At 62.3% G+C, this 20,978-nt stretch carries 17 protein-coding genes and 1 pseudogene; 9 read left to right on the top strand and 9 right to left on the bottom strand.

The features are described 5' to 3' along the window. Positions 1-39: 39 nt before the first annotated feature. The 9 genes and pseudogenes from N554_RS0126480 (at position 40) to N554_RS0126440 (ending at position 9,965) form a co-directional block, all read left to right on the top strand. Positions 40-1,656 carry a peptide chain release factor 3 gene (locus N554_RS0126480; protein WP_029586260.1) on the top strand — a complete coding sequence of 539 codons (1,617 nt, stop codon included), beginning with the start codon at positions 40-42 and terminating at the stop codon, positions 1,654-1,656. Positions 1,657-1,845: 189 nt separating this feature from the next. Further along, positions 1,846-2,457, top strand: a complete 612-nt coding sequence (locus N554_RS0126475) for a hypothetical protein (protein WP_029586259.1) — start codon at positions 1,846-1,848, stop codon at positions 2,455-2,457. 270 nt (positions 2,458-2,727) lie between these two features. After that, positions 2,728-3,312 carry an NnrU family protein gene (locus tag N554_RS0126470; protein WP_029586258.1) on the top strand — a complete coding sequence of 195 codons (585 nt, stop codon included), beginning with the start codon at positions 2,728-2,730 and terminating at the stop codon, positions 3,310-3,312. 1 nt (position 3,313) lies between these two features. Next, positions 3,314-4,138, top strand: a complete 825-nt coding sequence (gene panB, locus N554_RS0126465) for a 3-methyl-2-oxobutanoate hydroxymethyltransferase (RefSeq protein ID WP_029586257.1) — start codon at positions 3,314-3,316, stop codon at positions 4,136-4,138. 13 nt (positions 4,139-4,151) lie between these two features. Then, a pseudogene (locus N554_RS36455) lies at positions 4,152-5,753 on the top strand (class I adenylate-forming enzyme family protein). Between the two features lie 198 nt (positions 5,754-5,951). Then, entirely contained in the window at positions 5,952-6,605 is a 654-nt protein-coding gene (locus N554_RS0126455; RefSeq protein ID WP_029586256.1) for a tetratricopeptide repeat protein, read from the top strand. Positions 6,606-6,633: 28 nt separating this feature from the next. Beyond that, positions 6,634-7,197, top strand: coding sequence for a hypothetical protein (locus N554_RS0126450; RefSeq protein WP_029586255.1), 564 nt, complete (start codon positions 6,634-6,636; stop codon positions 7,195-7,197). 117 nt (positions 7,198-7,314) lie between these two features. Then, the gene (gene der / locus N554_RS0126445; protein ID WP_029586254.1) at positions 7,315-8,700 is read left to right on the top strand and encodes a ribosome biogenesis GTPase Der; all 1,386 of its coding nucleotides are present in this window, start codon (positions 7,315-7,317) and stop codon (positions 8,698-8,700) included. Continuing rightward, positions 8,697-9,965, top strand: coding sequence for a TCR/Tet family MFS transporter (locus N554_RS0126440; RefSeq protein WP_245283712.1), 1,269 nt, complete (start codon positions 8,697-8,699; stop codon positions 9,963-9,965). The genes der and N554_RS0126440 overlap by 4 nt, the downstream gene beginning before the upstream one ends. A 765-nt stretch (positions 9,966-10,730) precedes the next feature. Here N554_RS0126440 and N554_RS0126425 read toward each other — a convergent pair. From N554_RS0126425 to N554_RS0126385, 9 genes are all read right to left on the bottom strand, one after another. Then, positions 10,731-11,957 carry an ABC transporter substrate-binding protein gene (locus tag N554_RS0126425; protein WP_029586251.1) on the bottom strand — a complete coding sequence of 409 codons (1,227 nt, stop codon included), beginning with the start codon at positions 11,955-11,957 and terminating at the stop codon, positions 10,731-10,733. Between the two features lie 118 nt (positions 11,958-12,075). Then, entirely contained in the window at positions 12,076-13,227 is a 1,152-nt protein-coding gene (locus tag N554_RS0126420) for an NHL repeat-containing protein (protein WP_197033759.1), read from the bottom strand. Between the two features lie 237 nt (positions 13,228-13,464). Then, entirely contained in the window at positions 13,465-14,208 is a 744-nt protein-coding gene (locus N554_RS0126415) for an SDR family NAD(P)-dependent oxidoreductase (protein ID WP_029586249.1), read from the bottom strand. A 186-nt stretch (positions 14,209-14,394) separates the two neighbouring features. After that, positions 14,395-15,918, bottom strand: a complete 1,524-nt coding sequence (purF, locus tag N554_RS0126410; protein ID WP_029586248.1) for an amidophosphoribosyltransferase — start codon at positions 15,916-15,918, stop codon at positions 14,395-14,397. A gap of 26 nt (positions 15,919-15,944) precedes the next feature. After that, the gene (locus tag N554_RS0126405) at positions 15,945-16,574 is read right to left on the bottom strand and encodes a CvpA family protein (protein WP_029586247.1); all 630 of its coding nucleotides are present in this window, start codon (positions 16,572-16,574) and stop codon (positions 15,945-15,947) included. Between the two features lie 159 nt (positions 16,575-16,733). Next, the gene (gene radA / locus N554_RS0126400) at positions 16,734-18,197 is read right to left on the bottom strand and encodes a DNA repair protein RadA (RefSeq protein WP_029586246.1); all 1,464 of its coding nucleotides are present in this window, start codon (positions 18,195-18,197) and stop codon (positions 16,734-16,736) included. Between the two features lie 168 nt (positions 18,198-18,365). Further along, positions 18,366-19,325, bottom strand: a complete 960-nt coding sequence (locus tag N554_RS42330) for a J domain-containing protein (protein ID WP_029586245.1) — start codon at positions 19,323-19,325, stop codon at positions 18,366-18,368. Positions 19,326-19,342: 17 nt separating this feature from the next. Beyond that, positions 19,343-19,666 (bottom strand): hypothetical protein, encoded by a 324-nt coding sequence (locus N554_RS0126390; RefSeq protein ID WP_156042117.1) that lies wholly within the window; start codon positions 19,664-19,666, stop codon positions 19,343-19,345. A 91-nt stretch (positions 19,667-19,757) separates the two neighbouring features. Beyond that, positions 19,758-20,495 (bottom strand): sulfite exporter TauE/SafE family protein, encoded by a 738-nt coding sequence (locus N554_RS0126385; RefSeq protein WP_029586243.1) that lies wholly within the window; start codon positions 20,493-20,495, stop codon positions 19,758-19,760. Positions 20,496-20,978 lie beyond the last annotated feature (483 nt).

Genomic DNA, 20,978 nt, shown 5'->3' with positions numbered 1-20,978 from the left:
CCCTTGATTGCGCCCGGTTTCCCTGCCACAGGCTCGCTGATGTCTGACCTCGTCCTTGCCGAATCCTTGTCCCGTTCACCGATTGCCGCAGAGGTGGAGCGGCGGCGTACCTTTGCCATCATCTCGCATCCGGACGCCGGCAAGACCACGCTGACCGAAAAGCTGCTGCTGTTCGGCGGCGCCATCAATCTGGCCGGCCAGGTCAAGGCCAAGGGCGAACGGCGCAACACCCGTTCGGACTGGATGAAGATTGAGCGCGATCGCGGCATCTCGGTCGTGACCTCGGTGATGACGTTTGAGTTCCAGAATCTGGTGTTCAACTTGTTGGACACGCCGGGCCACGAGGACTTTTCCGAAGATACCTACCGCACGCTGACCGCGGTCGACTCCGCCGTGATGGTGATCGATGCCGCCAAAGGCATCGAGGCGCGGACGCTGAAGCTGATCGAAGTCTGCCGTCTCCGCGACATTCCGATCATCACCTTCATCAACAAGATGGATCGCGAGAGCCGCGATACCTTCGATCTCCTCGACGAGATCGAAAAGACGCTGGCACTCGACACCACGCCGATGACCTGGCCGGTCGGCCGTGGCCGCGATTTTCTCGGCACCTACGATATTTCCACCGGCGGCATCCGTCTGCTCGAAGGCGGCGGCGCCAAGACCGGTGCTGCCGAAAACATCGACGTCGCCGAACTCGCAGGACGCAACGCCAATCTCGACGTCAACGAAATCACCGACGAACTGGCGCTGGTGAAGGAAGCCAGCAAACCGTTCGATCTGGCTTCCTTTCGCGAAGGCCACATGACGCCGGTCTATTTCGGCAGCGCGCTGCGCAATTTCGGCGTCGGCGATCTCCTGGAGGGCCTCGGCAAATTCGCGCCGCCGCCGCGTGCGCAGGACAGTAATCTGCGCAAGGTCGAGGCATCGGAGCCGCGCATGAGCGCCTTCGTGTTCAAGATCCAGGCAAATATGGATCCCAACCATCGCGACCGCATCGCGTTCGCGCGGCTGTGTTCGGGCAAGCTGACGCGCGGCATGAAGGCGAAGCTGGTGCGCACAGGCAAGAATATGAGCCTGTCGAGCCCGCAATTCTTCTTCGCACAAGATCGCGCGCTGGCCGACGAGGCCTTCGCCGGCGACGTCGTCGGCATTCCCAATCACGGCACGTTGCGGATCGGCGACACGCTGACCGAAGGCGAGGATCTTACCTTCGTCGGCGTGCCGAGCTTCGCCCCGGAAATCGTCCGCCGGGTGCGGCTGACCGACGCGATGAAGGCCAAGAAGCTCAAAGAAGCCTTGCAGCAGATGTCGGAAGAGGGCGTGGTGCAGGTGTTCCGGCCGCGCGACGGCGCGCCGGCCTTGGTCGGCGTGGTCGGGCCGCTGCAGCTCGACGTGCTGAAGGCACGGCTCGACGCCGAATATTCGCTGCCGGTGGAATTCGAGGTCTCGGAGTTTCAGCTGGCGCGCTGGATTTCATCAGACGACCGCAAGAAGCTCGACGGCTTTATCGCCGCCAACGGCTCCGGCGTTGCCGACGATGTCGATGGCGATCCCGTATTTTTGGCCAAGAATGAATTTTATTTAGGCTATACCCGCGAGCGTGCCGAGGGCATCACGTTCTCCAGCATCAAGGACGTGAAGCGGAAAGCGTAGCGACGAGCGCGTTACGCTGTTCCACATCGGATCGTCATACGCCGCGAAAGCGGACGCGGTGAAAGCCCACGCCTACCTTCCGCCATGAACGCGCGGATGTGAATGAACCCAGGCTTGATACCGCCCGCAGGGCGCCTCATTTTTGGGTTTGTGTCATTTTTAGTCGTGTTGCCTGCGAGGGCTTGCTTCATGCTCCGACGGATCGTTGTCTGTCTGATAGTTGTAATTGCGGGAATGATGGTCACCGGAGCGGCCAATGCCGGGCAGCGGCACCACATCGATGCCACGCCGTTTTCACATGCGCCCTGCAGTGTGCTGGCCGGCCGGCCGTGCACGCCGTCGTTCTGCAGCGTATTTAATCACGGACCCTGCATTCCCGAGATTGATTATCCCTATGGCGAAAATCTGCAGCTAACGGTCGAAACCGTGCCTTCGCGCAACGACACCGCAAAATACGTCCGGCCCGACCACGATCTCAATACCATCGGCGACCTTTTTGCGGCGCTGCGGTCCTGCTGGTCGCCGCCGCCGGCCGAGTCCGCCCGGGAGGGCATGCAGATCTCGGTTCGGTTCAGTTTCAAGCGTTCCGGCGACATCATTGCGGCCCCGCGCATGACTTACGCGACGGCGGGCGTGTCAGCGGACACCCGCACCACCTATCTCAAGGCGATCAACGCGTCGCTTGATGCGTGCCGGCCGCTGAAATTCACCGCCGGACTTGGCGGCGCGCTCGCCGGGCGACCGATTGCGATCCGCTATGTCGATAACAGGAACTTGGGCAAGCAGTCGGCAACCCCTTGAATGTTATCTCCCGCCATTTCCCCGACTGCACATCTGAGGGCGCGCTGACGCGCGAACCCGAAATCCCGCGATTGTTTTGCCAACTTCCATCCACATCGGGATTCCCGATGAGCAATGGCATCTGAGGTCTGGTCCTACGGACCATTCCGGAATGACGCCGGGTATGGCTTTGGGCGCGTTTTAACGCATTGCGGTTTAAGCCCTTAAGGTGATACGCGAAGCTGGCAAAACCGGCCATGCCAAGCGAAATCGGCCATGAAGGAGCACATCGTGGGACTGCTGGTGATGATCCTGGGCCTCGCGCTGTTCTTCGGCGTCCATACGCTTACCACCCAGCGCGAGATGCGGGCGCGCCTGATCGCGTCAACGGGCGAGGGCGGTTACAAGATCGGCTATGCGCTGGCGTCAGTCGTCGGCCTCGCGCTGATCGTCTGGGGCTTTGCCCGATATCGCGCGACGGGGTGGATCGATGTCTGGTATCCGCCCACCGCGCTGAAGCACATCACGGTCGCGCTGATGCTGCCTGCCGTCATCTTGGTTGTCGCGTCCTATATCCGCGGCCGCATCTACACCACGCTGAAGCATCCGATGCTGACAGGCATCAAGTTATGGGCGGCAGCGCATCTGCTCGCCAACGGCGATCTCGGCTCGATCATTCTGTTCGGCTCGTTCCTCGGATGGGCGGTGTTCGACCGCATCTCGCTCAAGCATCGAACCGACACCGGGGCGCCGCCGATCCCGGTGGGCGGCGCCGGCAACGACCTGATCGCGGTGGCGGTCGGGCTGGTCGCCTATCTGGCGCTCGCGTTCGCGTTCCACCCGGTCGTGATCGGCGTCCCCGTCGTCGGAGCTTAAAATGTCTATCCAATCGACCATCAAGCGTAAGACTGCGCCGGATATTCGGGCCCGCAAGAATGGCGAGCCGATCGTGATGCTGACGTCGTATCACGCGCATACCGCAGCATTGGTAGACCGCCATTGCGACGTCATCCTTGTCGGCGATTCCCTGGGGAATGTGATGCACGGCCTGGAGACTACGGTGCCGGTCACGCTTGATATGATGATCCTGCAAGGCCGCGCCGTCATGCGCGGCTCGCAACATGCGCTGGTCGTAGTGGATATGCCGTTTGGTTCCTATGAGGCCTCGAAAGAGCAGGCGTTTCATTCCGCCGTGCGAATCCTGAAAGAAACCCATTGCGGCGCGGTGAAACTTGAAGGCGGCGCGCGGATGGCGGAGACCGTCGCGTTTCTTTCCGAGCGCGGCATTCCGGTGATGGGCCACATCGGGCTGACGCCGCAATCGATCAACACACTCGGCTCCTTTCGCGCCCAGGGCCGCGAGGAGAACAGCTGGGAGCCGATCGAGAACGACGCCAACGCAATTTCCGAGGCGGGGGCGTTCTCGGTCGTGATCGAGGCCGTGGCAGAACCGCTGGCCAGGAAGATCACCGAGACCATCGCCATTCCGACCATCGGCATCGGCGCCAGTGCCGCCTGCGATGGCCAAGTGCTGGTGCTGGAAGACATGCTGGGGCTGTCGCCGCGGACGCCGAAATTCGTTCGCCGCTACGGCGATCTCGGCCCGATGATCGAGGCGGCGATCGAGGGCTATGCCAAAGACGTGCGCTCGCGGGCTTTCCCCGGGCCGGAACACGTCTACGGCATGAAGGCGAAAGGCTGACACGGAAGCGATAATGGACTGGTCGCAATATTCCATTCCGGCCATGCAGCTTGAGGCCCGCTTCGGCGATCGCGTGGTGCCGGCGTTTTGCGAGCGGCCGAAGAGCGTCTGGGCGATGGTGGCAGATGCGGCTTCAAGAAATCCGGATGGCGAGGCGCTGGTCTGCGGCATCAGACGGATGACCTGGCGTGAAGTCGCGCAACAGTCGGCGCAAATCGCGGCCGGGTTGCACAAGCTGGGTTTGCAAAGCGGCGACCGCGTTGCGCTGCTGCTTGGCAACCGCATCGAGTTCGTGCTGGCGATGTTCGGCGCGGCGCAGCTCGGATAGGTGACGGTTCTGCTCAGCACCCGGCAGCAAAAGCCGGAAATCGCCTATGTGCTCACCGATTGCGGCGCCAGGCTCCTTATCCACGAGGCTACGCTGGCCGACCGGTTGCCCGATGCCCGCGACGTTCCCGACCTGCTGCACCGAATCTCCGTCGATGACACCGGCAGATCGGCATTTTCCGATTTGGCCAGCAACGCGCCTTTGTCGGGGCCTGCCGGTGTCGGCGAAGAAGACACCGCCATGATTCTCTACACCTCCGGCACCACCGGCCGTCCCAAGGGCGCGATGCTCGCCCATTGCAACATCGTCCATTCGGCGATGATTTATGAAGCCTGCATGGAGCTGACCTCGGCGGATCGTTCGATCGCGGCGGTGCCGCTCGCGCATGTGACCGGCGTGGTCGCCAACATCATGAGCATGGCGCGTTGCGCGGGAACGCTGATCATCGCCGCCGAATTCAAGGCCGCGGATTATTTGAAAGTCGCCTCGCGCGAACGCGTCACACAGACCGTGATGGTGCCGGCGATGTATAATCTTTGCCTGCTGCAGGCGGACTTCGACTCCTACGATCTCTCGGCGTGGCGGATCGGCGGATACGGCGGTGCGCCGATGCCGATCGCGACCATCCAAAAACTGGCCGCCAAGATTCCCGGGTTGAAGCTGATCAACGCCTACGGTTCGACCGAGACAACGTCGCCTTCGACCATCATGCCGCCGGAACTGACCGCTGAGCACATCGACAGCGTCGGCGTTCCCTGTCCGGGCGCGCATATCGTCGTGATGGATGCCAACGGCCGCGAGCTGCCGCGCGGCGAGATCGGCGAAATCTGGATCCACAGTGGTTCGGTCATCAAGGGATACTGGAATAATCCAAAGGCGACGGCCGAAAGCTTCACCGGCGGCTTCTGGCATTCGGGCGATCTCGGTTCGATTGATGCACGGAATTTTGTGCGCGTGTTCGATCGCCAGAAAGACATGATCAATCGCGGTGGGCTGAAGATCTATTCCGCCGAGGTCGAGTCGGTGCTTGCCGGTCATCCCGGCGTGGTCGAAAGCGCCATCATCGCCAAGCCCTGCCCGGTGCTCGGCGAGCGCGTGCACGCCGTCATTGTGATCCGAGATAGCGGCATCAGCGCCGAGGCCCTGCGCGCCTGGTGCGCCGAGCGGCTCTCGGACTACAAAGTGCCGGAAACCATCGACCTGACGGCGGAGCCGCTGCCGCGCAACGCCAATGGCAAGGTGATGAAGCGGCAGCTGCGCGAGGCGGGGGCCGTGACCCGAGCCTAGCCCTGCCGGACCCATTCGTGTATGAGGTCGGCTCCGGATCGGGCCTGGCTTCTCGCCCAACAGCGTTAACGCCTTAATACGGCCGGCTTTGCCTTGCCACCGCCATATCGCTAGGGTATCGCCGCCGCCACGCGGGGACTAGGCGTATGGCGCGGTCGGCGGGTTTGGCGCGGCTCACCGGGGATGGGATATCTTTAAGTGTCTGAATTATTTAATGAAATAGACGAGGACGTCCGTCGCGACCAGCTCAAAAAGCTGTGGGAGCAGTATTCGATCTATATCGTCGCCGGCGCGCTCTTGATCATCGCCGCGGTCGGCGGCTGGCGCGGTTACCAGTATCTGGAGGGCAAGAAGGCGGCCGAGGCCGGCGCGGCCTTCGACAAGGCCGTCGAGCTCTCCGAGCAGAACAAGCATGCCGAGGCGGAAGCCGCCTTTACCGATTTGGCTGCGAAGGCGCCGTCGGGATATCGCCTGCTGGCGCGGCTGCGTGCCGCCGCGGAAGCCGCAAAGCGCGACCCGCAGGCTGCGGCAAAATTGTACGACGACATCGCTGCCGATCGCAGCGTCGGTGCGCCGGAGCAGGCTCTTGCCAAAATCCGCGCGGCCGGATTGCTGCTGGAGACCACGAGTTATCCGAACATGCTGCAGCGCCTTGAGCCCGTCACCGCGCCGGGGGCGACCTTCCGCCATACCGCGCGCGAACTGCTGGCGTTGTCGGCCTGGCGCGCCAACGATGCGACGGCGGCGCGGCAGTGGCTGGATATGATTGCCAATGATGGCGAGACGCCGCCGAGCCTGCGCTCGCGTGCCGAGGCCCTGCAGGCGTTGCTTCCGCCGGTCGCAAAAAGCTGACGGAAAAGATTTGGGTGGGAAATCGACCATGCGCCGCTCGCAACGTTTGATCGCAGCTTCAGTCCTCATCGCGCTGTCGGGCGCGCTGGCTGGTTGCTCCAGCGGGTTTAGCAGCTGGGATCCGACCGACTTGCTCGATTTCCTCGACACCAAGAAAAAGCTTCCGGGCGAACGCAAGCCGGTTTTCCCCGACGGCGTGCCGGGACTCGAACAGGGCGTGCCGAAGAACCTGTACAAGGGCTCCGCGCAAGAGCAGATCGATCAGCAGAACGCTCAGGCTGCAGCGGCGGCCGCCGCGTCGCCGCCCGAGCAGCCGAAACCAACGCAGGCCGCGAAATCCAAGGGCAAGCAGCCGGCCGTCGCCAGCACGGCTCCTGCGCAGGACGCTGCCGCCGCGCCGGATCCCGATGCGGCGCCCGAGGAAGAGGGCAGCACCGCCGCGGCGCCGCCCGCGCCCAAGCCCAAGAAGATCACGCGCCGGCGCACCACCGCGCCGCCGTCCGATCCGCCGGCCGCGCAGCCCGCGCAACCGCCGCAACAATCAGCTGCGCCATTCCCGGCGCCGCTGCCGACCGGCACCTTCACGCGCTAAAATTCGGTTTTCCATCTCGGCGATAGCCGCGTCGATTCGATAATCAGCGCGTATTCTTATCGCTTATCCGCTACACACTTTTTTGGAAATACGCGCGTAAGAGCGCAGGGATCGTTCATGTCCTTCACGATTGCCATCATCGGCCGGCCCAATGTCGGAAAATCGACGCTGTTCAATCGGCTGGTCGGACAGAAGCTTGCGCTTGTCGACGACGAACCTGGCGTCACCCGCGACCGCCGCGAAGGACAGGGGCGGCTTGGCGATCTCGAATTCACCGTGATCGATACCGCGGGTCTCGATGAAGGCGCGAAGGGCTCGCTGACCGCGCGGATGCAGGAGCAGACGGAAATGGCGATCGGCCTCGCCGATGCCCTGATGTTCGTGGTCGACGCGCGCGCCGGCCTCACGCCGAACGATCGCGCCTTTGCCGACTTCGCACGCCGCGCCAACAAGCCGGTGGTGCTGGTTGCCAACAAGAGCGAAGGCAAACATGGCGATGCCGGCGCGATGGAAGCTTACGCGCTGGGCTTGGGCGAACCGATTCAGATTTCAGCGGAGCATGGCGAAGGCCTCAGCGATCTCTACGACGCGTTGCGCGGATTGATGCCGGAGCCGGCCGACGAGGAGCAAGAGTTCGACGATGACGACATCATCGAATCGGATGAGGACATAGCGAAGCGGCCGATACGTGTCGCCATCGTCGGCCGCCCCAACGCCGGAAAATCCACGCTGATCAATCATCTGCTGGGCGAAGAGCGTCTATTGACCAGCGCTGAGGCCGGCACCACCCGCGATTCCATCTCTGTCGAGATCAATTGGCAGGGACGGGATTTTCGCGTCTTCGACACTGCAGGCTTGCGGCGGCGCTCGCGGATTGAGGAGAAGCTGGAGAAACTCTCGGTGGCGGACGCGTTGCGCGCCGTGCGCTTTGCCGAAGTGGTGGTGCTGGTGATGGACGCGCAGAACAAGTTCGAGGAACAGGACCTGCGCATCGCCGACCTGATCGAACGCGAGGGCCGGGCACTCGTCATCGCGGTCAACAAATGGGATTTGATGGAGCGGCAGCCGAGCCTGATATCGGCGCTGCGCGTCGAGGTCGATCATTTGCTGCCGCAGGTCAGGGGCGCGCCTGTTGTCGCGGTCTCCGGCCTGATGGGTGAGGGTATCGACCGCTTGATGAGCGCGATCGAGCAGGCCTACGCGGTGTGGAACAGGCGCGTGCCGACCGCATCGCTCAATCGCTGGTTCGAGCAGGCCGTGGACGCTAACCCGCCGCCCGCGGTGTCGGGCCGCCGGCTGAAATTGAATTACATTACGCAAGCCAAGGCCCGGCCGCCGAGCTTCGTGTTGTTCTGCTCGCGCGCGGACGCCGTGCCGCAGTCCTACCTGCGCTATCTCGTCAACTCCCTGCGTGAATTTTTCGAGCTGCCCGGCACCCCGGTGCGGATCAGCCTGCGTGAAAAGGCTAACCCATTCGCCCACAAGCGCAAGCGGCCATCGTGAGCGAAGCGGGGCCTGGGAGCATTGTCGAAGCGCCACCGGTACGCGGCGCGGCAGTGGTTTTTATCTTCGTCACCATCCTGCTCGACATGCTCGCGCTCGGCTTGATCATGCCGATCCTGCCCAAGCTGGTCGCGAGTTTCGTCGATAACGATACCGCGAGCGCGGCGCGGATTTTTGGATTGTTCGGCACCGCATGGGCACTGATGCAGTTTTTCTTCTCGCCGATCGTCGGCGGCCTGTCGGACCGGTTCGGCCGGCGGCCGGTGGTGCTGCTGTCGAACTTCGGCCTCGCGCTGGACTATGTGCTGATGGCGCTGGCGCCGTCGCTGGTCTGGCTGTTCATCGGCAGGGTGATCTCCGGCATCACCTCAGCGAGCGTCTCGACGGCATTCGCTTACATTACGGATATAACGCCTCCGGAAAAGCGCGCCGCGGTGTTTGGGAAAGTCGGCATGGCGTTCGGCGCCGGGTTTGTTCTCGGGCCTGCGCTCGGCGGACTGCTCGGTGATGTGGATCCGCGGCTGCCGTTCTGGGCCGCGGCCGGCTTGAGCTTTGCCAATACGCTTTACGGATTCGTGATCCTCCCGGAGTCGCTGCCGCCGGATCGCCGGTCGCCGTTTCGCTGGAAGAGCGCAAATCCGCTGGGCGCGCTGCATCTGTTGCGCTCCGATCGGGTGCTTACCGGGTTATCGGCAGTGAATTTCATCGCCCAGCTGGCGCATGTGGTTCTGCCCAGCACGTTCGTGCTCTATGCGACCTATCGATACGGCTGGGATGCGACCACCGTCGGCCTGACGCTGGCCATGGTCGGCATCTGCGCGATGGCGGTGCAGGGTGCGGGCATCGGGCCGATCGTCAAGCGTTTCGGCGAGCGGCGGGCGCTGCTGCTGGGGCTTGGCTGCGGCGCCGCCGGCTTTCTGATTTTCGCCGTGGCGCCGACCGGTCCGCTGTTCTGGCTCGGCATTCCCGTTATGGCTCTGTGGGGCGTATCGGGCGCGGCGATCCAGTCGCTGATGACGCGACTGGTCGCGCCGGACCAGCAGGGCCAATTGCAGGGCGCAACCACGAGCGTGCAAAGCGTGTCCCAACTCGTGGGGCCGTTTCTGTTCACGCTGACGTTTGCCTATTTCATCGGTGCGCAGGCACCTCTGAATTTTCCGGGAGCGCCGTTCCTGCTCGCGTCGGCGCTATTGGTGCTGGCGCTGGTGATCGCGGCGCGCACGCTCACAGATCGGAAAGTGGGCAAAGCCGCCGGATCGCGCTAACGCGCGCCCGATGATGAACTCCGCGTGCCCACGCTTCAAGATCAGGATCTAAAGCAGTTTCCATTTAACATGAGCGTATCCGGTTGTCAGCCATGCGGGCTTGGCACCGAGGACGCGCCAGCGCCGGTTTGCGGCAGTCGAACGCAACGGCCGCGCGGCCGAGAAGTTGGGCACTGGAATGCCGACGATCAAGGAACGAGTGGGGTCATGCCTTTTACCTTTGGTGGTTTTGAGAGATACGAATTGCATCGCGCCAGTGCGGCGCACCCAAATTGCTGCTGTGCTTCGTGCATTGCTGGCACGCTGTTGAACGGCGGCAGCTTAGGCCTATTGTTTGTTTTGTAGCTTCCGTAAAGAGGAGTGCTGTTCGATGCGGGTCCACGTCGACAGGAAAGAGCTTGATGGAGGGACGATCGCCCTTGTTGTGATCATCCTCTTCATCGTCATTGCGTTCGCGTACTAAAAACCGTCCGGTATGACCGGTTTCGCATCGCAAGTTGGGCGCCAGGTTCGTGGTGCACGGCCAGAGCTTAATGCGCCGCCAGCTCGCGAAAGCGAGTTTTCCGAGTCAGCCGCAGCTATCCGGCGAGGGCATAGTTCGCCATCGGCTCGTAACGCGACGACTCGTAGCGCGACGACTTCCGATGTTGAGCCAGGCTGTGTGAAAACGCCATTTAGAAAGATGGTGGGTAGATAGATGGTTGGGCACGGAGCAAACAGCGCCTTTGCCCACCCTGCGCATGAAATAACGAAAACGATCGCGGTCTATTTCTTGACCAGGGGACACTCGCTTTCGCTGAGCGGCTTCGCGGCATCCTCCGGCGAGATCGTGGCGACGAGTTTGTAATAGTCCCAAGGGTATTTCGACTCCTCCGGCTTCTTCACCTCGAACAGATAGGCCGGGATGATCCTGCGGCCATCGATCCGCAGCGGGCCCTTGCCGAACAAGGGATCGTCGGTCGGCAACTCCTTCATCTTGGCGACGACCTTGGCACCGTCATGCGGATTGCCGCCGAGCGCTTCCATGGCTTTCAGGTAATGCAGCACTGCGGCATAAACTCCCGCCACTGTCATTGAGGGCATCGTGCCCTTTGGCGACAGCGCCATGAAACGCTTGGACCATGCGCGCGTCTGATCGTTCATGTCCCAGTAAAAAGATTCCGTGAACGACAGGCCTTGCGCGGTCTTCAGGCCCAGCGAATGCACATCGTTGACGAACAGCAACAGCGCGGCGAGCTTCTGCCCGCCCGACACGATGCCGAATTCGGACGCCTGCTTGATCGAGTTGGTGGTGTCGCCTCCCGCGTTCGCAAGTCCCACGACCTTGGCCTTCGAGGCCTGCGCCTGCAGCAGGAACGACGAGAAGTCCGACGTGTTGATCGGATGCTTCACTCCGCCCAGCACTTTGCCACCGTTGGCGATGACGACCGCGCTGGTGTCGCGCTCCAGCGCGTGGCCGAAGGCGTAATCGGCCGTCAGGAAGAACCAGCTATCGCCGCCGGCCTTGGTCAGCGCCTTGCCGGTGCCGTTGGCTAGCATGTAGGTATCGTAGGTGAAGGAGACCGTATTCGGCGTGCAAGCCTTGCCGGTGAGATCGGCGGTCGCAGCACCTGAGTTGAGCAGCACCGCGTTCTTCTCGCGAACGAGATTGCTCACCGCCAGCGCGACCCCGGAATTCGGCGTATCGGCGATGACGTCGACTTTGTCGTTGTCAATCCATTGGCGCGCGATGTTGGTGCCCACGTCTGGCTTGTTCTGGTGATCGCCACTCAGGAGATCGATCTTCCAGCCCTTCTTGGACAGGCCGGAATCCTCGACCGCCATCTTGACCGCGACCACCGAATTAGGCCCGCCGATGTCGGCATACAGGCTCGACATGTCGTTCAGCACGCCGATCTTGACCGTCTTGTCCTGAGCCAGCGCAGGCGTCGCGAGCCCCAATCCGGCACATGCAATGAGTACGGCGTAGCGCCGCGCAAATGTTGTCCTCATCTGAAAGTTCCTCCAGATGCTAACGCTTGGGGGGCGCTCTTCGGAGCCTCCCCAACGGCTTGACCGACCAGATGATCGGCATTTCCGATAGTCCTTCTCGGGCGAACCCGCAATGCGGCTATCGCAGCGCGTCCGAGGTCAATTTGAATTTCTGGATACGCTTTCCGGTATCGACCTCGGCGGTATAAACGTTGCCTTTGGCGTCGACCGCCATCGCGTGAACCCAGTGAAACTGCCCGGCATTACGGCCGCTGCGTCCGAAGCTGCCGACCACGGAGCCATCTTCGCGCTTCAGAACCCGGATTTCGTTGTTCTCGCCATCGGCCCTGAGCAGGTAACTCTGCTTTGGATCGGGCCAGATCGCGATGTCCCATACCGCGCCGTTGCCAAGCGTATTCTTCTCGAAGAACCACTCCTTTACGAAGCTGCCGTCCTTCTTGAACACCTGGATCCGGTTGTTGATGCGGTCGCAGACGTAGACCAGACCGTCATTGCTCAGTTTCACGCAATGCACGGGATTGGCGAATTGCTGCGAGACCGGCGCTTTCGGATCGTAAGGCGGTTGCTTGTCGTCGTTCGGCGGATTGCCGTAGGCACCCCAATGCCGCTTGTAGGCGCCGGTGGTCGCATCGAACACGATGACGCGGCGGTTGCCGTAGCCATCGGCGATGTAGATTTCGTTGGCGTCTTTGTCTACCGCGGTTTCTGCGGGCTTGCCGAGTTGCGTGGTGTCGTTGCTTCCCTTGCTCGGCGCGATCTTGCCGATCTGCATCACGAATTTGCCGTCGAGGGTGAATTTCAGGATGGCGTTGTCATTATCGGCGTTGCCGCCGACCCAGACAAATCCTTTCTCGTCGACTTCGATGCCATGCTCGCGTCCGACCCATTCGTAGCCTTCGCCGGGTCCACCCCACGAGCGCAGCAAGTTGCCGTCGGCATCGAATTCCAGCACCGGCGGCGCCGAAACACAGCATTTTGAACGCGGCGGCGTCAGTGCTGCGCCCTTCTCGTCATCGGTCAGCGAGCGCGGGCGGTGAATGACCCAGACGTGTCCTTCCTTATCGACGGTGATGCCGCCGACCTGACCAAGGATCCAGTTGTTCGGCAGTGGCTTTGGCCAGGCCGCATCGACCGCAAACGTCGGCACATCACCGGCGTGGGCGGACCGCTGAACTGCCGGCGTACCGATCAGCACGGCGGACGCGATGGCGACGAATGTGGTCTTGGGAAAACGTGCGAGCGCAAATATCGAGTGGCCGCGATTTTTCATCGGCGTTCCTTCCCTTGTTCTTAGTTTGCGGGTTCCCGCTTGACGGTCAGTGGATCGCGGTCAGGTTCCGAAGTCAACGGCTGAAACCGTCCTTGCGCCCAACGGGTCGCGCGAATACGCGCCCGATGACAGGCTCCGCGAAGCAACCACGGCTTGCGCATAAGCATGACTGGATGGCTTCGTCCGCTTCGCTCCTCCCAAGAACGAGACCTGCGTTGTGAAGCTCGCAGGACGACGTTACGCCGGCGCGCGAAAACTCAGGAGCGTGCGGGTCTTGTAATGGTACAGCTTGCCGGTTTCGGTCCAGTCAGGCGCGCACATCGGCACGATGAATTCCGCGGCTTGATCGGGCGTGTCGAGCGTCAACGGGTCTTCGCCGGGAAACACCGTGGCGCGCATGCGCGTGCGGATCGGGCCGGGATCGAACAGGTTCACGCGGATCGGGGTATTCGCCGTTTCGTGGGCCCAGGCCCGCGCCAGCGTCTCGAGCGCGGCTTTCGAGGCCGCATAGGGGCCGACATAGGCACTGGCCTTGCTTGCGGTCGCGGAGGTCACGAATACCGCGCGGCCGGCGTCGGACTTCTTCAAGAGTGGTTCCATGCAACGGATCAGCTGAAAATTCGCGGTGACATTGATCGCCATCAGATCGTTCCACGGCTTCAGCTCGATATGCCCGAGCGGCGAGGAGGGACCCGCGACGCCGGCATTGCCGACGAGGATGTCGAGCTTGCCATGGCGTTCGTGCAACGCCGCGCCGAGACGGGTGATGCCATCGAAATCACTGAGATTGAGCGGCACCAAGGTCGCGCTGCCGCCGTCTTTCCGAATCTCGTCATCGAGTTCTTCGAGGCCGCCTTGCGTTCGGGCCACTGCAACGACATGGGCGCCGGCCTTTGCCAGCGCGCGCGCGGTGGCATAGCCGATGCCGCGCGAAGCGCCGGTGACAAGAGCAATACGAGAGGCGAGGGAGAGGTTGGTCATCGAAGCAACTCTATCAGCAGTCGTCCCTGCGAACGCAGGGACCCATACGCCGTGACGGTTATGATAGGAGAAGGCGTTCGTGTCTAATGTTGTCTAAACGGCGAAGGCCGGGTTGTGGGTCCCTGCGTTCGCAGGGAAGACCACGATGGAGCCTTACTAGCTCGCTTCCGCCAATAGCGACAGTTGCTAGCTCGCTTCCGCCAATAGCGACAGTTGCCGCGGCTGCGGCTCGACCTGGGCCTGATCGGTGAGTTGGGTGGGATAGGCGCCGGTGAAGCAATGGTCGGAGAATTTGGGATTTGCCGGATCGCGGCCGGGCTCGCCCATGGCGCGGTACATGCCGTCGATCGACAGGAACGCCAGTGAATCGGCGCCGATGATGTCGCACATTTGCTCGAGGTTGTGGGTCGCAGCCAACAATCCGCCACGGTCGGGCAGGTCGATGCCGTAGTAATCGGGATGAATGATCGGCGGCGAAGCGAGGCGGAAGTGGACCTCGCGCGCGCCGGCGTCGCGCATCATGCGGACGATCTTCTTCGAGGTGGTGCCGCGCACCAGCGAATCGTCGATCAGGATGATGCGCTTGCCTTCGATCGCGGCGCGGTTGGCCGAATGCTTCATGCGCACGCCGAGTTCGCGCACGCTTTGCGTCGGCTGGATGAAGGTGCGGCCGACATAGTGGTTTCGGATGATGCCGAGTTCGAACGGTACGCCGGAATGCTGGCTGTAGCCGACCGCGGCGGGCACGCCGGAATCCGGCACCGGAACCACGACGTCGACCTCGACATGGCTTTCGCGCGCGAGCTGCGCGCCGAACGCCTTGCGGACTTCATATACCGATCGCCCGCCGACGATGGAATCCGGCCGCGAGAAGTAGATGTATTCGAAGATGCAGGGCCGCGGAGGCTTTGGCGGGAACGGCTTGTGGCTTTGCGCGCCGTGCTCGTCGAACACGATGATTTCGCCGGGCTCGACGTCGCGGACGTATTTCGCGCCGATAATGTCGAGCGCGCAGGTTTCCGATGCCAGGATCGGGCAGCCGCCGAGTTCGCCCAGCACCAGCGGTCGGATGCCGAGAGGGTCGCGCGCCCCGATCAGCTTCTTGTTGGTCAGCGACACCAGCGAATAGGCGCCTTCGATCGCGCGCAGCGCCTCGATGAAGCGATCGATGAAGCGGTGGCGCTTCGACTGCGCGACCAGATGCAGGATGACTTCGGTGTCGGTGGTGGACTGCATCATGGCGCCGTTGCGCACCAGCTCGCGGCGCAGGCTCAGCCCGTTGGTGAGGTTGCCGTTATGGCCGACCGCGAAACCGCCGGCATTGAGCTCGGCGAACAGCGGCTGCACGTTGCGCAGGATGGTCGCGCCGGTGGTCGAGTAGCGGACGTGACCGACGGCGACGCTGCCGGGGAGGCGCTCGATCACCTCGCGGCGGGAGAAGGTGTCGCCGACCAGGCCCAGCCGTCGCTCGGAATGAAACCGGCTTCCGTCGAACGAGACGATGCCCGCGGCCTCCTGGCCGCGATGCTGCAAGGCGTGCAATCCAAGCGCGGTGATGGCGGCGGCTTCCGGATGACCGAAGATACCGAACACGCCGCACTCCTCGCGTAGCGTGTCGCCTTCGAGGTCATCCTGCAATTCCAGCTCGCTTGGGCCGAGGTTCAGATCGCGTTGTGCGGCTTCATCGGAAGGGCTCTGTATCTCGTCCATCGCGCCTCTCTTTTGGCCCCCTGGCATCAACGCCCTGCGGGCTTCTCGATCAGCTTTTTCAAGCTGTCGCGCGCAGGTCTGCTGTAGCCATCACCTGAGGCCGGCGGCGCCGGCTCAGTGTCAGTTTGCTCGTCGTCTGGCTTATTCTTCTTGAATTTCTTTAAGATGGTGTTTTCGGGGTCATCCGGCAAGAGTGACATCAGCCAATCCCCGGTTCCCTGCAGCACCACCCGGGATTTCGCTCCGGTCACCCAATCAGGCCGCTGCTTGTCGGGGACCAGCCAGCTGAAAAAAAGGAACGCCACGACGACGATCAGGAGGCCTCGCGCCAATCCGAACAGGAAGCCGAGCGTGCGGTCGAGCGCGCCGATACGGGAATCCAGGATCATGTCGGAAATCCGCACCGTGATCATGGAAACCACGATCAGGGTGCCGACGAAGACCCCGGCCACCACGACCACGCTCGCGACCGTATCGTTATTGAAATAAGTCTTGGCGGTCGGCAACAGCTTCGAGAAAGCATAAAGCGTGACCAGCGCCGCCGCGCCCCACGCCGCGATGGAGAGGATCTCGCGCATGAAGCCGCGCACCATCGCCAGCAGGCCGGAAAGCAGCATCACGGAGAGCAGGACGAGATCGAGGATCGTTATCGGCATCGGCTAGTCAGGTCCGCTCGTAAGCTTAAACTGCGAATCGGCGTGTCGGTGCCGCCCTAGGTGACGGTGATCCCGGGTATCCCGCAAGGCCGGAAATCGCGCTACCCGCGCCCCGCGCGCGGGTTGTATAGCGGCGAGAGGAGGCGAGGTCACGCCGCTTTAGCTGTTTTCACGACGGAATCGGGCGGGTGTGGCATTTTTCTCGGGGGCGCCGTCCCGATTTGGCTCCCGATTTGCTCTCGGGCTGCCGCGCGCGGCGATGTCCGCGACCAGGCTGGTCAATCCACCGACGGTGTTAAGGGCCATGCCGGCGTCGCCGCCGACCTCGCCGCGGACCGATTCGGGCAGCACGGCGCGGCCGAATCCGAGTTTTGCCGCTTCCTTGAGCCGGGCCGAGGTCTGCGCCACCGGCCGGACCGCGCCCGACAGTGAAATCTCACCAAAATACACCGCGTCCGTCGGCAACGGCGCATTGACCAGCGACGACACCAGTGCCGCGGCAGCGGCGAGGTCGGCCGCCGGCTCCTGGATGCGCAAGCCTCCCGCGACGTTCAGATAGACGTCATGGCCGGACAGTTTGACGCCACAATGGGCCTCCAGCACTGCCAGCACCATCGAGAGCCGGCTCGGATCCCAGCCCACCACGGCGCGACGCGGGGTGCCGAGCGAGGTCGGCGCCACCAGCGCCTGCAATTCCACCAGCACCGGGCGGGTGCCTTCGATCCCCGCGAATACCGCGGTGCCCGGACTGCCGAGATCGCGCTCGGACAGGAACAGTTCGGAGGGATTGGAGACTTCGCGCAAGCCTAAGCCCGTCATCTCGAACACGCCGATCTCGTCGGTGGGCCCGAAGCGGTTCTTCACCGCGCGCAGGATCCGGAATTGCTGCGAGCCTTCGCCTTCGAACGACAGCACCGCGTCGACCATGTGCTCGACGACGCGCGGCCCCGCGATCTGGCCGTCCTTGGTGACATGGCCGACCAGAATGATCGCCGCGCCGGTTTTCTTGGCAAACCTGATCAGCGCCTGCGCCGAGGCGCGCACCTGCGTCACCGTGCCGGGCGCGGATTCCACCGTGTCGGTCCACATGGTCTGGATCGAATCGATCACGATCAGGCGCGGCACCGCGCCCTCGGACAACGTCGAGACGATGTCCTCGACGGAGGTTTCAGCGGCGAGCTGCACCGGCGCATCGGCTAAGCCCAGACGCTCCGCGCGCAGCCGCACCTGGGCGACAGCCTCTTCACCGGAAATGTAGACCGCGCGATGGCCGGCCCGCGCCAGCAGGCTCGTCGCCTGCGTCAACAGCGTCGACTTGCCGATGCCGGGATCGCCGCCGACCAACAGCACCGAGCCTCTGACAAAACCGCCGCCGGTGACGCGATCGAGCTCGGCCATCCCTGAGGCGAGGCGAGGGGCATCCTGGCTCTTGCCGGTGAGCGTCTCCAGCGCGAACAGCCGGCCCTTGCGTTTGGAGCGGATAGAGACCGGCATCGTGGTCGCGCCGGTTACGTCTTCCTCGACCAGCGTATTCCACTCGCCGCATGATTCGCACTTGCCCTGCCAGCGGTTGTACGCCGTGCCGCAGTTCTGGCAGACGAAGGAAAGTGCGTTCTTGGCCATGGTTAGTTGAGTCGCCGGTTAGGTCGAATAGGCCGCATTCCATAGCATGGAAAGGTCGGCCGCGAGCATGATCCCATCCATCACCAGCCGAAACAAATCCCGGTTCGAGCTTGGCGATGAAGGCGCCGGACGTTAGCGGTTACCCCCAATGCCGCCACCGCGGCACCCTCAACGGCTCAATCCTTCGTCCCGGGCAGCGTTCAATATCCTTGATTTTTCTTCAGCCAAGGCCCGGAAATCAGCGTCGAGGTCTGCGACGCGGTCTGGATGGCTCTTTTTAATCAGATCGCGCCAGGCGGCGTTGATTTCCTTCGCAGAAGCGGTCGGCGCTACGCCCAAGATCTCATACCATGGCTCTTCCTGTCGCGCGTCGTCATCCTCGTGATCTTCCTCCCAATCGGCGTCGGCCTTGTATTTCTGTTCGGGTGTTTCCAGCAATCGTTGTCTTATTTCGTCTGTCGAACGGTCCAACATGCCGCGCCGAGAGAAATAGAGGATCGGAAAAAGCACGACGGCTGAAAGCGCCGCAACCAAGCCGCTGCCGTACAAGGCATCGCCTACGCTCGTGAAATGCAGGAGCAGATACTGCCCGATGAGTTTGGAGAATCCGCGCATCCACGGCGGATCGAGCTGATACAGGATAAACCCGATGCCCAGATACGCAGCGGCGGTCGCTCTAAGGGCAAACCGAATACTGGCGAGTCGAATCCATTTATCCAGCCTGCCGAGGGGTTTTTGTCGTATCTCGTCTACATGTATCTGCAAATTTTCTTCGAGCGGAATCAGCTCTTCCAGTTCCGCATTCAACGTCATTCCGAGTTTGCTGCCGCGGTGGTACATCCCGTCCGCGTTTTGTTTTAGGTGGGAACCCTCCTCAGCTATGTCGGATAAACGAACCCTGATGGTGTTCAAGTCTCCTTCGGCTTCCGACAGTGCTTCTGCTTCGCTACTATCGAGCGCAAAGTTCTTCGCCGCGGCGTCGGCCCGAATTTCGTAAATTAAAAGGCTGACAAAGAGAATTATGGGCGAGGCGTAGACGGCCGCCGTCAGCAGGATGGCGCCGAGGACAGCCAGAACAAAAAGAAACAGACCTATCTCGCTGCCGTCTTGCTTGCGCCGCCTAGCCATTCAGCCCGCCAACTTTACTAGTGGGCACGTGTTTCGATCCACAAAAGCAAACCAAGACCGAGAACGGCAAAATAGAAATACAGACTATAAAGAATTTGCATCAAAGGCACGTTGCGGCGTCGCGCCGTTCCGAACACGCTGACCATTCTTTCGGGAAACATGTATTCAAGCCACAAAATCACCTTGCCGGGCATTACTAGAATCCACCACCAGCCGGAGCGCTCGCTCACGTTGCCTTGGTCCGTTCTGGGAGCTGCGGCATCGGCAAACTTGTCGATTACGCGCCTGGCTTTGTTGGCATTGGAATTGGGCATACCGCAACGTAAGCTAGCCGTCAGCATGAACGCAAGTCGCAGGTTGCATCAATCACCTGGCGCGTATCCGATCTCGGTCTCCGCAGCTGAATAATATCGGTGCATTTCTTCCATCGCCCTAAATTGGCGCAGGATTCCACAAGGCATTCCAAAACATCGTTAATCCGGCCGCGAGCATGATGCCGTCCATGACAAGCCGAAACACGTCCGGTTCGAGCCGCAGCACGAAGCGCTTGGCGATGAAGGCGCCGAACATCAGCGACGAGCCGGCGATCAGGCCTTGCAGCAAGATCTCCGGCGTCAGCGCGCCGAATCGCTCGAAGGTCACCGATTTGCTCACGTAAAGGCCGAGCGAGCTTGCGGCTTCGGTGGCAAGGAACGCACCCTTGGTGAGGCCGTAGAACAGAAACAGCGGCACGCTCAAGGGCCCCGTCGAAACCACGATGCCGGTGAGGTAGCCGATCACGGCGCCGCCGATGGCAAGGTGCCAAAGCGAGAATTTGAGATCGTGCCGGGCGAGCCAGTGCCGCACCGGCACCATCGCGATCAGGAACAGGCCGATGGCAATATCCACGGCGTGCGAGGGCAGCGCCAGCAAGGTGCGGGCGCCGAGCGCCGCGGCCGGAATACCCGTGACCGAATAGGCGGCGCAGGCGCGCCAATCGACCTCGCGCCACCAGGCGAGGATGCGCGACAGGTTGGCCATCACGGCGGCAACCGCCATGATCGGCACCGCCTGTTTCGGCCCGTACTGATAGACCAGCACCGGCATCAGCATGATCGACGAGCCGGTACCGACGATGCCTGAGATGGTACCGGCGGCGAGCCCGACCGCGAGGACGAAGAGGTGGTTCAAAGGTGGCCTCCGCGAAACGGGTTGGGCCCGTCATCCTCTGAGTATGGCCCGAAATGCCACCAACGAAACAAGAGATAGCGCGCCTGTTCAACTTAAAGCCATCGCGTACTAACGGCCGTCTGACCAGGGCGTGAACTTATAAATCCATGGGCGGTAGGGGACGTCCGCTTCTCTAATCGGCCGTTTGGGGTCAAGCACTTTCAGACTATCCGCCATCACAGTGTCGATGTCGCTCGCGGGCTCGTGCTTCTCTTCGGAATCGGCACCCAGGCCCTTCCATCATGGGATTCGAAGACGAGGTGGAACAATCTTTGGGGCGGCCTTGCCGTCTCACAGACGATAGGTCCAAGCGGACATACGAACTCACCTCATCATCGTCCCGCGAGGGACATCGTTCCACGGCTTGGTGGAACTCGAGTTTTCTCCTATCGCATTGGTTGATCGCCTCTCATGACTTGGCAACCTCCCGGGTCCACCGGAATT

The organism is Bradyrhizobium sp. URHD0069 (assembly GCF_000701345.1).
GTDB lineage: Bacteria > Pseudomonadota > Alphaproteobacteria > Rhizobiales > Xanthobacteraceae > Bradyrhizobium.
Note: the sequence above shows the minus strand (reverse complement) of the source record. Positions and strands in the feature narration are given on the sequence as shown.